Genomic DNA, 14592 nt, shown 5'->3' with positions numbered 1-14592 from the left:
ACGAAATGTGGGCGCCTCAGGTCGTCCCGGGAGCGCTGCTCAACAATCCGGTATCGGCGGCTGTGGTCTGTGTCATGGCGAACCGGCGAGCGCACCCGACGGCCACCGCAATACCCACCGCAATACCCACTGCAAAACCACCGCGATACCCACCGGGAACGCACTGTGGAAGTGCCGTGCGGCGAGGGCGTCGGCGAACCCGAACGACGTCTCGGTTTTCTGCCGACCCACAGCGGGCCGCAGCGTCACCACCGACCGCTGCGGCCCGTACGTCTCAGCCTGCTCCACTCGGTGGAGTCAGTGGAGGTCGAACTCCCCGTCACGTGCCCCGAGTACAAACGCACGCCACTCGGCCTCGGTGTACCGCAGCACGGTCTCCGGATCCACGGACGACCGCATGGCCACCGCTCCGCCGGGCAGATAGGCGATCTCGACCCGTTCCTCGTTCTCGCTCGTGCCGGGTGCGCTGTGCCACTCGATGCCAGAGATATCGAGGGCGTACAGCTCTTCCTTCTCCTGCGCGCTCCCCATCAGTCAAGCTTCCTTCCGGTAACCGCGTACGACAGGTCCCGTACGACTCAGACCACTTCGGGCATCCTAGGCCAGCGACCCGGGCCTCCGGGGGAGAGTCACACGAGAGAGTGGCCGCGAGACGGACACGGACACCGAGGCCGACGCACCGACACCGAGACTCAGTCCATCCGCCGGGCGACACCCAACAGACCCGACTCGGCATCCGTGGCGCTCGTCATCACCCAGTGCCGTTCACGTCCCGCGCACCACAGGGTGACACCGTCCGCCAGGGTCGGCAGGGCCTCGCGTTCGGCCCGGGAAAGCCCCAGGATCCGGCCGATCTGCTCCGCCTCCTCCGGTGATACGCGCTGGACGCCCACGAGGGTGGAGTCCCGCATCAACCGGGGTGCCACCGGGCTGACATACGGGAGCAGGGTCAGCACCGACTGCCACGGCGCGGAGACCACGCGCCCCCGCGGCGGCCGCATCCCGCAGTCGCGCACCACCAGCACCGGGCTTCCCACGGTCGCCCCCATCGGGGGGACCCGGCCCACGTCGTGGAGCGTGATGCACTCCAGTCCCGCGCCCGCGGCGTGCGCCAGGCGGGTCCACCCGGGCGCGCGCCCCGTTTCCACCGCCACCCGCGCGCCCGTGCCCGCCGCCCGCAGCGCCAGCACCTGCGCCGTCCACAGGCCGCCGATGAGCAGCACGTCGTACGGAGTGGAACGGTGGAACCCCACCAACTGCGGGTGTCCCTCCGCGTCGTCACCGATCACCACGCCGTCGTCCCCGACGGGCAACGAGAGCGCGTCCAGAAGATCCGTGTCGACGGTGTGCCCCGCGTGGCGCGGCCCGAGGAGGCCTCGCAGGCCGCGGGCCGCCGCGGTCCGAGCCGTCATCGCGCACCTCCCAGGGGCAGCGTGGCCAGCACGCCGGGCAGCTGTTCGCGGTCCAGCCGCACCAGGCCGACCCTCGCCGTCCGCGCGGCCAGCTCCAACGCGCCGCGCACACCGACCAGTTCGGTGTCGCTCCCGCCGGTGATGCGTACATGGCCGCCCAGGGTCATCGTCCCCCGGTGTGCGCCCCGCCGCAGGGTGAGGCTGAATGTGGTGGCGTACGCGGGAACGGCGGTGAGCAGGGACACCAGTTGGGGGAGCGGAGTCGCGCCGACGCCCAACTCCGGCCAGCGGCCCACCGCGTACGTGGTGTGCCAGCGATCGTCGCACCGCCACACCCGCGCCGTCTCCGAGGTACGCCGATGCGGCGCGGTGTCCGGCCGGCCCGCGCGGGCCGACTGGACCGGGCTGGCGCAGGCGGAGGTCGCCACGGCGGAGTTCAGCTCTTCCTGGTCGAGCACCACGGTCCGGAACCCGGCCCCGGTGATGCGGCTCGCCACATGGTCCGCGACCCGCACGAGACAGCGCTGGGCACCTTCGACGCCGCCGCCGCGGGCCTCGACGGCCTCCCGGCACAGCTCCGGATCCAGCTTCACCGCCACCCACGTCATCCGCAGCGCGGGCGCCCCGGTCCGCTCCTGCAGGGGGGCGTACGAGAGCCGGGCCACCGACTGCTGCGGAAGGTGCGGCGCGGGAGCCGAACGTACCTGCTGCACCAACTGCACCGACTCCAGCACGATGTCGTCCACTTCGAGTGCGCCGCCCAGCAGGGACAGCGGGAGCGCCCGGGCGCCGAACGCGGGGCGCAGCGCGTCACCGCTCGCCTCGACCCGTACCACCGCGGTCAGGAAGGTGCCGTCGCCGAGCATCCCGACGGTGCGCCGGTCCCGTTCGACATAGGTGAAGGGACCGAATCCCGGCACACTTTCGGCGACCGGGGCCAGCGACGGATCCACGTCCTGAGCGCCCTGGGCGTGGTGCGCACCCTGAGCGGACCGACCGGCGGTGCGGGTGCGCGCGCGCAGGGCGAGAGCGGTCGACATCCAGTCCTGTACGGCGTGCCCGCGGCGCCGGATCACGGCGAGCAGCACCAGCGCGCAGGCGACGGCGATGGTGGGCACCAGCCAGAGCCCGCCGAGCGCGACCCCGACCGTGGCCGTCGCGAGGGCCACCTCGACGAGGACCAACTGCCGCAACTGGAAGGGGCCGACGCGGCTGGTGCGCGACAGCGGGCGCGGAGTCGTCGTCGATGGCACGTTCCGCAGAGAACCCGGAGCGCCCGGGGTTCTCGCCGGAGCGAGTACCGGCTGCCCGTTGCTGCGTTGCCGTTGGGAAGTCCCAGGCACTCGCGCGGTAGTCCGGCCGGTGCGCCGGCGCGTCGCCGTACTCATCGCTGCGTTGCCCCCCTCGTGTGCGTAATTGCCGTTTTCTCTTGGGTGTTGACCGGGCGGTCACACTACCTGAGCGATCGGGCCGAATACGCAGCGTGCATAGTGGGGGTCCGGTACGACGGCAGGTCCTTCAGCGAGTCGAGGGAACCTGGCCGTCCAGTGGGGGAGACAGCGGACAGATGGCATCACGACGGGACGAACTCAACGCCTATACCTTCGCGAAGCGGAGGTTGATCGCGCAGTTCGTACAGCCCAACTCGACCGGCTCGGAGGAGGGCGCACCGCGCCCGCTGCGTGCGGTGGTGCCCGGCGCGATCGTCGGCGTGGTGATCCTCGCGGCCTTCGGCGCCTGGGGGATGTTCAAGCCGGTCGCGCCCAAGCAGTGGGACACGCCGGGCGAGAACGTCATTATCGCCAGCAAATCCACCACGCGGTACGTGGTGTTGAACACAGACGGTAAGACGCAGCTCCACCCGGTCCTGAACATGTCCTCCGCGAAGCTGCTCCTCGACCTGGACAAGGGCAAGGTCACCAACGTCGACGAGTCGGTGCTCGACAGCGGAAAGATCCCGCACGGAGCCACCCTCGGCATCCCCTACGGCCCCGACCGGCTGCCGGACAGCAAGGAGGCCGCCGCCGCCAAGCGCTGGGTGGTCTGTGAGCGACCGGGCGCGGGCGGCAGGGCCATCCAGAAGGCGGCGTTCGTCCTCGCCGAGCGCGAGCGGAAGAAGACCGAGGGCGCCGAACGGCTCGTTGGTGGTGAGCTGTTGTACGTCGAGGGCCCCGGCCCCGACCGGACCCGCTACATCGTGGACGCCGCGGGCCAGGCGTACGCCGTGGACCAGGACGAGCTGCTGCTGCGTCAGTTGGTGGGCGACCGCCGCACCCCGCAAAGAGTGTCCGCCGCCTGGCTGGCCACCCTCCACAAGGGCGACCCCATCGCGTTCCCCACGATCCCCGGCACTCCCGGCGTCGCCGCGGGCGCCCCAGGTGAGCTGGGACCCGATCTGAACAAGGTGGGCACGGTCCTCAAGGCCGTCGACGGGACCAGGAGTCAGCAGTACGTGGTCCTGGCGGGCCGGGTCGCCCCGGTCTCGGACTTCACCGCGAAGCTGCTGCTCACCAGCCGGGCGCTGGCGGACATGGCGAAGGACGGCCGGGCGAAGTCCGTCAACCCGGCTCTGTTCCGGCCGGGCCGGCCGTTCGGGCAGAACAAGGACTGGCCGCAGCACTCCCCGGTGGCGGTCAACTCGGCAACCCAGGGCGAGGGCAGCCGTAACACCGTGTGCAACGTCCTGCGTGAAGTCGACGAGGACAACGGCGCGACCACCCTGAGCACCTGGGCGGGCACCGACTTCCCGCAGACACTGCCGACGGGATCGAGCAGCGCCTACGTAACTCCCGGTTCTGGCCAGCTGTTCCGTCAGTTCCAGGGCTCCAGGACGGACTCCGGTTTCCTCTTCCTCGTCACGGACACGGGGCTGCGCTATGCCATGCAGTCCAACGGAGACAGCGCGACGGACGACTCCGGCATCGGCTCCTCCGGCTCGAAGAAGGAGAAGCTGGCGCGGCAACAGGAGTCGCAGGAGGCGCAGGGCAGGCTCGGTTACAAGGACGTGGCTCCGGCGCCGATTCCCGCCACCTGGTCCCAACTCCTGCCGACCGGCCCGCGTCTGTCGACCGGCGCGGCCCGCCAGCCGCAGGGCTCATGAGGGGCGGGCTGAGCATGAGACGTACGCACCCACTGACACCCCGGCACCTCCTCACCACCGCGGCCGCCACCGCGATCACTTTCCTCGGCCTGCCCGCGCCCGTCGCGGCCGCGGATTCGAGCACCGAGTGCACTTTCCCGGGCAAGAAGTACGAGGGCCGCCCCTGGTCGCTGCAGCGCGTACTGCTCGACGAGCTGTGGACGCAGTCCACCGGCAAGGGCGTACGGGTCGCGGTCATCGACACCGGCGTGGACACCAGAAACCCGCAGCTCAAGCGCGCGGTGAACGCCCAGAGCGGCCGGAACCTGATGCCCAGGGGCCTCAAGGACGAGAACGGCGACAAGCTCGAACGCGGCAAGGAGAACGGCACCACGGACACGGTGGGCCACGGCACCAAGATCGCGGGCATCATCGCCGCGCGCCCGGCGAAGGGCACCGGCTTCGTCGGCCTGGCTCCCGACGCGACGATCATCCCCATCCAGCAGAACGACGCCGAGGGCAACGGCACGGCCAAAACGCTTGCTGCTGCGATCAATTACGCGATCCAGGCGCGCGCCCATGTCATCAACATCTCGCAGGACACCGCCAACGCGGTGAAGCCCACGCCGATCCTCGAACAGGCGGTGGACGCGGCGCTGGCCGAGGGCATCGTGGTCGTCGCGTCGGCAGGCAACGACGGCCTGGGCGGCAACGTCAAGGAGACCTATCCGGCGTCGTACAAAGGTGTGCTGGCCGTAGCTTCCTCGGACCGTAACAACGAGCGCGCGGCGTTCTCCCAGTCCGGCGACTTCGTCGGCATCGCGGCCCCCGGCGTCGACATGATCTCCACCGTGCCGGGCGGCGGCCACTGCGCCGACAACGGTACGAGCTTCTCCGCCCCGTACATCGCGGGCATCGCGGCACTCATCAAAAGCAAGCACCAGGACTGGACGTACCAGCAGATCACCGCCCAAATCCAGCAGACAGCGGAACGATCGGTGGCCGGCCACGACCGTCTGGTGGGCTGGGGCGTGGTCGACCCGGTACGTGCTCTGACGGAGGACGACAAGCCCGTCGATCGCCCGGTCGCCCATGAGGGAGTGACCCGCGCGAAGGCGCCGACACCTGCCGAACTCCATCTGGGGGAATCCCCGGAGGAGCGCACGGCGCGCCTCGCCACGTACGTAGTGGTGGGCGGCGGTGTCCTGGTGGCCGCGATCACGGGCAGTGCGGTGGCCCTTCGCGACGCACGGCGGCGGGCGGGGCGGGGCGCGTCCGGGACGTAGTGCCTGAAGTCACTCATGGAAGAAGTCGGCTGGGCGTTATGGCAGTTGGGACTGTCACAGTCAGTGGCTACAGTGACACTCGTGTGATCAATGACGTTCGCGTCAATGCGATCGCAATGTGCAGCAGATTGCGCAAACGGGGAACGGGGAACGGGGAGGCGCGAGCGCAATGCTCGATGTAAGCGGGGGCAGGGGCGGGGGGAGCGACCTCGAACGGGGGGTCGGCGCGCTGAAGCGGTTCCAGACGCGTGTGAACGGGCTGTTGAAGGACTTCGAGGGCGGCGCGGGCGGCAGCACCAAGGTGGCCGCGCAGCGAATCTCCCGGGCGTCGCTCAGCGGCGGCAACGCGTCTTTCACCGAGGCGGACGGGCTCTTCAGCCAGTACAACCGTGTCCACAAAGAGCTCGTCACACTCTCCCGGTCGCTCGGGGACCAGATAGAGCTGTTGAGCATTGCCGTGCACGGTGCGGAGGTTGGCTTCGACAACCTTGAGGAGGACCTGCGGCAAAGGTTCCACTCGATCCTGGCACGTCTCGACCAGGAGCAGGAGACGCAGCGGGAGCAACGCGAGCAGCAGAAGGAAGCCAAGTCCGAGACGCCGAAGACCAACGATGAGAAGTCCACGTCCGGGGGGTACCGATGAGTGACGAGACTCCGGGCAAGAAGGACCGGGCAAGGGTCGATGCCCAACTCGATGTGACGGACGCCGGCTCGTGCAGCGGCGGGTCGCGTACAGGCCGCACCAACTTCGAAGCCCGCCGCCTCAACGAGATGCTCGACCTGATCGAGAGCGCCAACCCGGAGGACCTGGAGAGCGCGGGCACGGCACTCTGGAAAGCCAGAGACGGGCTCAGGGATGCCGGGCGAGAGCTCAAGGACTACGTCACGAGTGTGGAGTGGAAGGGCGAGGCAGCCACAGAGTTTCGCCGCTTCGGCCTCTCACTCGCCACCCACGCCGGCCGCCTGGGCGACTTCGCGGACACTGCCGGCACGCAGATCACGGTCGCGGGCACGGGCCTGGCCTCGGTACGCAGCTCCAAGCCGGACCGGGACGGCCGCTTCGTCCAGAAGCGCCCCGACGACTTCGAGCTCCCGGAGCGCACCGAGGACAACCCGGATTACCAGAAGGCAGTGAAGGTGGAGAAGGACCGCCAGGAGGCCATCAACCAGATGAACCGCCTGGCGTCCTTCTACGCAGTGTCTGAGGAGACGCTGGCAGGGCAGGAGCCGCCGAAGTTTCCGGCGATGCTGAAGGCGGATGTGCCGCGGCCGGTGATGGAGGAAATCGACTCGGGATCAACCTCGGGAGGAAGTGCGCCCAGCGGTGATTCGTCGGGCGGCGCGCTGCCGCAACAGTTGGGTTCCAGCAGGCAGCAGGCGATACCCGAACCTACTGACGCCATTGGTGCAGGTGGTGTGCCTCGATCTGAGGCCGCCGGTATGCCCACGGCACTGTCGGAACGGAACACTTCGATGGAGATCGACGGTGTCGCCGCCCCGCCAGCCCCCACCACCGGGCCGGGCGGCACACCGCCCCCGCCTGCGACCGGCCCCACAGGCCCTCCTGCTGGTCATCTTCCGCCGGCAGTACCCAGGTTTGTGAACCCGGGGCAGGGTGGGGCGTCGCGGGCAGCGCTCGGATCGAGCAGATCCAGTGCCCCGGGAGTCGGCGCAGGCGGCCGCTCCGGAGCTACTGGAGGCGGGCCTGCGGCGGCTGGACGCGCCGGGGCAGGCGGACCGCTTGGTCGACAGGTAGGTGCGGGGGGTGGTAGCGCGGCGTCGGGACGCCCAGGGTCCGCAGGCCAGACTCCCGTGGCTGGTCGGCCTGGATCTGCGGGCGGTGGCGCCGCCGGGACCGGCCGCCCAAACGCTACTGGGGCCGGTGGCCAGAGCCCCATGGCCGGACGGCCAAGTACGGGAGGTCAAGCGATTGCAGGGCGTGCCAGTACAGGCGGACCTGCAAGTCCCCGCGCCGGCCGTTCCGACGGCATTGTGGGCGGCACTCCGCAGCGCGCTGTCTCGGGCTCCGCAGGACCACGCCTCCCACGAGGCACCGTCATCGGTGCCGAGACGACGCCCCCCGGCCGTACTTCCGCTACGAGGCCGGGCCAGTCCGGAGTCATCGGGGCGAACCCGGCGAACGGCACCCCCCGGCCCACCGGCCGAGGCACTCCCAGCTCGAACGGAGTGGTCGGTACAACTCGTAGCGGTGCCCCCGGCTCACGGCCTGCCGCAGGGGGCTCCACCGCCGGAGGCACTGGCTTCATTGCGGGCCGTCCAAGCCAGAGGCGACCCAATGAGGGCGAGCAGGAGCGCACCGGATCAGCCCGTCCGGACTACCTGACGGAAGACGAAGAAACATGGGCGGCGCGGAGACGCGGTTCCGTACCACCGGTGATCGACTAAGCACAGGAAAGGTCCGGAATTCAGGTGGCAGTGAGCACGAGCCAGGAGCGGAGGCGCTCCGCGCCACACACTCCGCGGTGGCGGCTGACCTGCACGTTGGCCCTGGCGGGAGCGTGGACGATCGGCGTCGCCGGACTGGCCCCAGCGGCAGTCGCGGCGGATGTGCGATCGAAGCAGTGGTACTTGGACGCCATGCATGCCGAGGAGATGTGGAAGAGCGCGACGGGTAAGGGTGTCAAAGTCGCCGTCATTGACTCTGGCGTGAATTCGTCCACCCCTTCCCTCAAGGGCCAGGTTCTACAGGGGCTTGACGCTACGGGAACAGGTGGGAAAGCCACGGACGACTACAGCGGGCATGGGACCACTATGGCCGAGCTGATCGCCGGAACGGGCGCTGGAGGCGGGCTGCGAGGGCTGGCAGCCGACGCTAAGATTGTCCCCATGCGGGTTGTCCTTAAAGGGTTTACCCATAAGGGCAAGGTGAACGCGTGGAGTACGGAGGAAGCTATTCGTGCTGCGGCTGACAGCGAAGCTCAGATCATCAATATGTCGTTCGGTGGAGACTTCGCGAGCCGTAAAGAGCAGGAGGCCGTGAAGTATGCTCAGAGCAAGGGAAAGCTGCTCTTCGCTGGTGTCGGCAATGATGCGTTGAAGGACAACAAGGCAGGGTATCCCGCCGCCTATCCTCAGGTCGTCGGAGTCGCCTCCGCCGATCGCAAAGGGCGGGTGGCCGATTACTCGGAGCACGGAAAATTCGTAGACATCGCGTCTCCTGGAAACGATATTCCACGCTGGTGCGATGCGAACTTCCAGAGCTACTGTGACGGCGACGGCGGCACCAGCGCAGCCACAGCGATCGCCTCTGCCTCCGCAGCCCTGATCTGGTCCGCGCACCCGGACTGGACCGCGAACCAGGTACTCCGAGTCCTCTTCGACACGGCCGGCCGGGACTGGAAGAAGGGCACCGTCAGCAATTACCTCGGCCATGGCCTGATCCGGCCAGGACAGGTAATTCTGGACGGTAAGGGGGATCCCGGTGCTCCTGGCGTGAACCCCCTCGCCAATAAGAAGGCTTCAGGCTCTCCCGCTCCCTCCGCATCGGCCGCGCCACAAACGCCACAGCGCAGGCCGGGTGACAAAGCAGTCGTGGCCGGCTCCAGTGAGAAGGCCGAAGGCGGCAGCCGACTGGTTCTCATCCTCGGTGTGACCGCAGCCGTGTCAGTACTCGCTGCCGGGCTTTTCGCCGTAACCCGCAGGCGCCGCAGTGGATGACTGCCCGTGCCCCTCCCGCCCACAAATTTCAACCGCCGATGCTCACGCACCGACCGGTGAAATGCATGTCCAACGAAGCTCCTGAGAGAGGAACACCACCCAATGTCAGTCCGGAAGCTAAACGACCAGGCTCTTAAGAATCTGGAAGACGAACTCGGCGGCAATTTCGAAAACGTCAAGAGCCAATTGCGCAAGCTGCAAGCGGCGATTGACGGCCTGGAAGGGCAATGGCAGGGAATCGGTGCCAACCAGTTCAACGCCACACAAACAAAGATCAACAACAATATGGTGAAGATCGGAAAGCTGCTGCTGAACTTCCAGGAAGCAATGGCGGCTGCTCGTACCATTTCTGGTAACACCGAGGATGAGATCGCAGCAGCCTTGAAGGGAATCGATGTGGCCGACGGTCACTCGGGGGACGTCGCTGCGGAGAAGGCAAACTCCAGCATCAGGGGCTACTGACACTGGAAGTCGTACTGATCCGAATCAAGGCACCACAAAAGCAGAACTAGCTACTGGAGGACATCATGGTGCACGGCGACGGCACGTTGGTCGTTACCTACGCGAAGCTGGACGAAACAGCTTTGGAAATCCGCAATCAGGGAAAGAGGCTCGAAGAGAGCCTTCAGGCCATCAAGGCGAAGATCTCCGCGGTGTCCGAGCTCTGGGAAGGTGAGGCGCGGGAGGCGTACAACATCGCTCAGAGGGACTGGGACAAGCAGGCTACAGAAATTCACGCTTCCCTCGCAACGATCTCGAATCAGATCGCAGAGGCATCCGCGGCCTATCGCCGCGCGGATCAAAAGGGTGGGCAGGGGTTCCACCCAGGAGCATGAGACAACTGGGTGGGCACGCGCGGGAGGTGCCCACCCAGCCTCTGCTGCGACTTCTTTCAGCTTCAGGCGGGTAGGCTTTTGCGCTCCGCTTCGCACGATTGGCCACGAGTACGTGTATCTGCCATCCCTCTGGTCTTGGGACTCGGTGGGCTCACGCTCAGCGCCATGGGGAAATAGGTATGGAACCCTTGCGCCAGGACGACCCGCCCCAGATAGGGCCGTACGTCACCTTGGCTCGGCTCGATGCGGAGAGCGCGGAGCGAGCGGTCCCGGAGCGACGCTACATCGCGCGCCACGCGGACGGGGATCGTACGGTCCTGGCCTGCGTCCCGCGCATCGGGGCCGACCCGACCCGCTGGTCGATCGAGGCGGAGGGGGCCCGCCGCCTCTCCGTCCCTGGCCTGCAGCGCGTCACACAGGTCGGTGGCACGGCGGGCTTCCCCTGGCACACCAGCCCGTACGTCCCCGCGCTCTCCTTGCCGGCAGCCTTGGAAGCACACGGCGGTCCGCTTCCGGAGTCCTGCGTACGTTCCTTGGGCGTTGCCCTGGCCGAATCGCTGGCCGCAGCCCATGCGCGGGGTGTGACGCACGCAGGGGTCTCCCCTTCAGCCGTATTGCTCACAGCCGAAGGTCCGCGTCTGGGCTGCTTCGGCGCAGTACGTTCCGCGGCGCCCGACGGCGAACAGCGGGCGGGGCTTCCCGGGTTGGACTCCGGCAGCCTCGCCCCGGAGCAGGCACAAGGCGGCCGTCCCCGCCCCCTCGGTGACATCTACGCCTTGGGAGCGGTGCTCTCGTACGCGAGCACCGGACACGCGGTCCCCGAGCGCGACGAACTCCCCGCGTTTCTGCGCAGATTGATCACGGCTTGCCTCGCTCGCGATGCCGGGATACGTCCTCAGGCGCACCAGATCCCCGCCGAGCTGATTCCTCCTGCGGAAGCAGGGCTTTCCGCAGCCCCTCAGGCCACGGTCCTGGACACCGCTGCCCCGCCCCTCCTTCCCGCCCGTGTGGTTGCGGCTCTGGCCCGTCAGTCGACGGAGATCCTCGCCGCCGAACTCCCCACCCACGCTCGCACCCTCACCCCTAGCGCCCTGGACTGACGGCCGATGTTCTCCCCACTCACTCACGACGACCCGCAGCAGCTCGGCACCTACCGCCTCATCGCCCGCCTGGGCAGCGGCGGTATGGGCACCGTCTACCTCGCCCGCTCGTCCTCCGGCCGCACCGCCGCGCTCAAGACCATGCACGCCCGCATCGCCACCGACCCCGCCTTCCGCACCCGCTTCCGCCTGGAGGTGGACGCGGCCCGTGTGATCGGCGGCGTACATGGAGCCCAGGTCTTCGACGCGGCCCCGCTGTCCGAAATGCCGTGGCTGGCAACGGAGTACATCCTGGGCCCGCCCCTGGACGACGCAGTCGCGCTCGCAGGCCCCCTCCCCGAGCCGGCGGTACGCGCCCTGGGCGCCGCTCTGTGCCACGCACTGGCCCAACTCCACGCCTCGGAAGTGGTCCACCGCGACCTCAAGCCGTCCAACATCATGATCACTGCCGATGGCCCCAAGGTCATCGACTTCGGCATCGCCCGAGCCATCGGTGACGCCCGCCTGACTCGGGTCGGCGCGGCGGACGGCACCCCTGCCTTCATGTCCCCGGAGCAGGCCACCGGCCAGGAACACACCTCCGCGGGCGACATCTTCGCCTTGGCGGGCGTACTGGTCCACGCGGCAACGGGCCACGGCCCGTTCGGCTCGGGCCAGCCGGCGGACCTGCTGTACCGCGTGCGCTACGCGGACCCGGATCTGACAGGTGTCTCTGACTCCCTGGCCACAGTGCTGGCCCGCTGCCTGAGCAAGGCCCCGGCGGACCGCCCTACGACAGTGGAGCTCGCGGCCCAACTGTCAACCAGTACATCCGACTTCGCCTGTCATCTCCCCGAAGCTCTGCTCATCGAGATCACCCGCAGAGCAGCAGAGGTCTGGCACATCCAGCCGCACCGCCTCCTGCCCCCGGCGGACACACTGCCGGAGCCGTCGACGGTCCCCCCGCCACCCGCAATGTCCCGCCGCAAGCTACTGACGGTGGGCGGAGGTTCCACCCTCGGGGTGGCGGCGGTCGGCACGGGAGCCTGGGCCTGGCTCGGAGGGCGGAACACCCGGAACAGCGGCACAGGCGCGCCGAATGGCGGGGCGACAACCAGCGCTTCGGCGACACCGAAGGGGGAATGGTTGTGGCGGCTCCCCATCAGCACTTCGAAATCCACGATCGTGCCGCCAGTTCCTCTCACGTATGTCGGATGGATCGTCATCGCGGATGACAATGGCGTGCGTTTCATCGATGGGGAGCGTGGTGGGGTCGAGTTCCCATCCCTCAGTAAGGCCCTGTCGCACCAGTGCGTTACCGATGGAGATCAGGTACACACCTGCGAACTCCCCCCGGACGCTGACGGGCCCCTCAGTATCAAGTCGTTCGACCTCATCAGAGGGGTCCTGGACCCTCCTCTTGTCACGTTTCAGGACTTCAACGGGAGGCTTCTGGGAACCCAGCTGCTGTGCGCCGCGGACGGCGTCCTGTATCTCGCAGCCGGGCAGGGGAAGGAGTCGGGAAAAGGCGTCGGTTTCAGGAGCGACCAATCTTGGTTTCTCCTGGCTGTCAACACCCGTACGCGCAAAATAATCTGGCGTCGGCCGCTGCCACAGAGGTCCGCCACATCGCAGCGACTGCACTTCCTCGCCTCTCAAGTCATGGAAAAGCACCTCGTACTGTTGCAGGAGACCTCGGGCGGCAAGGTCAGGCTCTCGGTGCGTGACACCCGTACAGGGAACGTCCGTTGGGAGCAGTCGATGGCTGTCTCCGAGCCGGACGATGTCCAGGGCCAGTTGGCGGTGGACCTTTTTTATGTGTATCCACCGGTGGGAGCGCTGCGTGCCCTGCGCCTGAGCGACGGCAAAGAGGAATGGAACTTCGGGGACGGGCGATCCCGCCGTACTGGTCCACCAACGGCTACAACCCATGCCGTGTACGCCGTTGAGGAAGGACTCGGCGTGGTGGCTGTAGATCCCATGACTGGAGAACTGCAGTGGGAGGAAAAGGGCGGCCGGGGCGCTGAAGCAGACTTCGACGCTCCGCCCGTGGCCATCGACGGTTTTGAGAACGTCTACAGCAAGGGCCCAGGGCAGCTCCGGACCATGGACGGTGGCACGGGCAGAACGGGACGGGCGTACGAAGCCACTGAGGACCGTTTCTTCGCCCACGACAGCGCCATCGGCGATGCCAGAAGGATTATCGCCATGGGCGACGAATTCATCACCGGCTACGCCCTTCAGTGAACCGAGAGAAAGCAGCTTCCCCATGGACCCCCTAGGCACCGGCGACCCACTCCGCCTCGGCCCCTACCGCCTCCTCGGGGTGCTGGGCGAAGGCGGCATGGGCAAGGTGTACTTCGGGCAGGACAGCGCCGGAGCCACGGCCGCTGTGAAGGTCCTCAGACCGGAGCTTGCCCACGACCAGAACCTCGCCCAGCGCTTCGTCCGCGAGGCTCAGATGGCGCAAGCCGTCACGAGCACCGGCGTGGCACGCGTCCTCGGCGCCCAGACTGAAGGCGGACGGCCGTGGATGGCGACCGAGTTCCTGACCGGGCCGACTCTTGACCAAGCTGTCGGCGCCCACGGCGCCTTCGATGAGACGGCCGTGCGTGCCCTGGCCGCCGCGCTCGCCCGCACACTGATGGACATTCACACGGCAGGCCTGGTCCACCGTGACCTCAAGCCCGCCAACATTGTGCTGACTTCAGCCGGTCCCCGCATCATCGACTTCGGTATCGCCCGCCCCGAGCACGGCCTTACCCTCACCACCACGGGCCAGGTTCCGGTCACCCCTGGCTACGGCGCCCCCGAGCAGGCGCTCGGGCAACGAGTCGGCCCGCCCGCCGATGTGTTCTCGCTGGGGGCTGTACTGGTGTACGCGGCCAGTGGATCCCCGGCATTCAGTGGCGGCCATGTCGCGGCCGTACAGTACGAGGTCGTACACGGTGAAGCTCAACTGGGCCGCGTACCAGCGCAACTTGGACCGCTCATCGCCCCATGCCTCGGCAAGAACCCGGCCTTCAGACCTACCCCCTGCCAGATGGCAACAGCCTTCGCACCGCCCCGGGGCGCGGAACGCATCTGGCGCCACGGCCCACTCGCCACCGACATCAAACAGCGAGAGCGCACGGTTCGGCAGCTGACCACGATTGTTTCCGGAGCCGGCACCGCTCAGCGCATGTCGCGGCGGCGCCTACTCACCACGCTCGCGGTCGGCGG

At 68.1% G+C, this 14592-nt stretch carries 12 protein-coding genes; 9 read left to right on the top strand and 3 right to left on the bottom strand.

Annotated elements, in window-relative coordinates; genetic code table 11:
* Positions 1–297: 297 nt before the first annotated feature.
* The 3 genes from ABCR94_RS37040 to eccE form a co-directional block, all read right to left on the bottom strand.
* On the bottom strand, positions 298–531 hold the full coding sequence (locus tag ABCR94_RS37040; RefSeq protein WP_283515863.1) for a DUF397 domain-containing protein: 234 nt from the start codon (positions 529–531) through the stop codon (positions 298–300).
* Between the two features lie 161 nt (positions 532–692).
* Positions 693–1412, bottom strand: a complete 720-nt coding sequence (locus tag ABCR94_RS37035; protein ID WP_347125712.1) for a hypothetical protein — start codon at positions 1410–1412, stop codon at positions 693–695.
* Positions 1409–2800 carry a type VII secretion protein EccE gene (gene eccE / locus ABCR94_RS37030; protein ID WP_347125711.1) on the bottom strand — a complete coding sequence of 464 codons (1392 nt, stop codon included), beginning with the start codon at positions 2798–2800 and terminating at the stop codon, positions 1409–1411. Before eccE ends, ABCR94_RS37035 begins: the two co-directional genes overlap by 4 nt.
* A 179-nt stretch (positions 2801–2979) precedes the next feature.
* Here eccE and eccB point away from each other — a divergent pair, with 179 nt between their 5' ends.
* From eccB to ABCR94_RS36985, 9 genes are all read left to right on the top strand, one after another.
* Complete coding sequence (gene eccB / locus ABCR94_RS37025; RefSeq protein WP_347125709.1) at positions 2980–4512, top strand: type VII secretion protein EccB; 1533 nt, start codon at positions 2980–2982, stop codon at positions 4510–4512.
* A 14-nt stretch (positions 4513–4526) separates the two neighbouring features.
* Positions 4527–5777 (top strand): type VII secretion-associated serine protease mycosin, encoded by a 1251-nt coding sequence (gene mycP / locus ABCR94_RS37020; RefSeq protein ID WP_347125708.1) that lies wholly within the window; start codon positions 4527–4529, stop codon positions 5775–5777.
* 169 nt (positions 5778–5946) lie between these two features.
* Positions 5947–6420, top strand: coding sequence for a DUF2563 family protein (locus ABCR94_RS37015; protein WP_347125793.1), 474 nt, complete (start codon positions 5947–5949; stop codon positions 6418–6420).
* 1787 nt (positions 6421–8207) lie between these two features.
* The gene (locus ABCR94_RS37010) at positions 8208–9455 is read left to right on the top strand and encodes a S8 family serine peptidase (RefSeq protein WP_521978671.1); all 1248 of its coding nucleotides are present in this window, start codon (positions 8208–8210) and stop codon (positions 9453–9455) included.
* A 102-nt stretch (positions 9456–9557) separates the two neighbouring features.
* Positions 9558–9917: a WXG100 family type VII secretion target gene (locus tag ABCR94_RS37005; protein ID WP_347125707.1), complete on the top strand. Its 360-nt coding sequence runs from the start codon at positions 9558–9560 to the stop codon at positions 9915–9917.
* A gap of 65 nt (positions 9918–9982) precedes the next feature.
* The gene (locus tag ABCR94_RS37000) at positions 9983–10291 is read left to right on the top strand and encodes a WXG100 family type VII secretion target (protein WP_347125705.1); all 309 of its coding nucleotides are present in this window, start codon (positions 9983–9985) and stop codon (positions 10289–10291) included.
* Between the two features lie 179 nt (positions 10292–10470).
* Positions 10471–11391 carry a protein kinase family protein gene (locus ABCR94_RS36995; RefSeq protein ID WP_347125704.1) on the top strand — a complete coding sequence of 307 codons (921 nt, stop codon included), beginning with the start codon at positions 10471–10473 and terminating at the stop codon, positions 11389–11391.
* Positions 11392–11397: 6 nt separating this feature from the next.
* Entirely contained in the window at positions 11398–13617 is a 2220-nt protein-coding gene (locus ABCR94_RS36990; protein WP_347125702.1) for a serine/threonine-protein kinase, read from the top strand.
* Between the two features lie 22 nt (positions 13618–13639).
* Positions 13640–14592: serine/threonine-protein kinase (locus ABCR94_RS36985; RefSeq protein WP_347125701.1), on the top strand; the 953-nt coding region annotated here is incomplete at its 3' end.

Source organism: Streptomyces changchenzhani (assembly GCF_039766235.1).
In the GTDB taxonomy this organism is placed as follows: domain Bacteria; phylum Actinomycetota; class Actinomycetes; order Streptomycetales; family Streptomycetaceae; genus Streptomyces.
The sequence above is the reverse complement of the archived record's forward strand: the minus strand, read 5'-3'. Positions and strand labels throughout refer to the sequence as shown.

Bases quoted from the DNA above. Each gene is read 5' to 3' on its own strand.
- mycP (WP_347125708.1), top strand. From the start codon at position 4,527: ATGAGACGTACGCACCCACTGACACCCCGGCACCTCCTCACCACCGCG.
- ABCR94_RS37005 (WP_347125707.1), top strand. From the start codon at position 9,558: ATGTCAGTCCGGAAGCTAAACGACCAGGCTCTTAAGAATCTGGAAGAC.
- ABCR94_RS36990 (WP_347125702.1), top strand. From the start codon at position 11,398: ATGTTCTCCCCACTCACTCACGACGACCCGCAGCAGCTCGGCACCTAC.
- ABCR94_RS37040 (WP_283515863.1), bottom strand. From the start codon at position 531: ATGGGGAGCGCGCAGGAGAAGGAAGAGCTGTACGCCCTCGATATCTCT.
- ABCR94_RS36995 (WP_347125704.1), top strand. From the start codon at position 10,471: ATGGAACCCTTGCGCCAGGACGACCCGCCCCAGATAGGGCCGTACGTC.
- ABCR94_RS37015 (WP_347125793.1), top strand. From the start codon at position 5,947: ATGCTCGATGTAAGCGGGGGCAGGGGCGGGGGGAGCGACCTCGAACGG.
- eccB (WP_347125709.1), top strand. From the start codon at position 2,980: ATGGCATCACGACGGGACGAACTCAACGCCTATACCTTCGCGAAGCGG.
- eccE (WP_347125711.1), bottom strand. From the start codon at position 2,800: ATGAGTACGGCGACGCGCCGGCGCACCGGCCGGACTACCGCGCGAGTG.
- ABCR94_RS37000 (WP_347125705.1), top strand. From the start codon at position 9,983: ATGGTGCACGGCGACGGCACGTTGGTCGTTACCTACGCGAAGCTGGAC.
- ABCR94_RS37035 (WP_347125712.1), bottom strand. From the start codon at position 1,412: ATGACGGCTCGGACCGCGGCGGCCCGCGGCCTGCGAGGCCTCCTCGGG.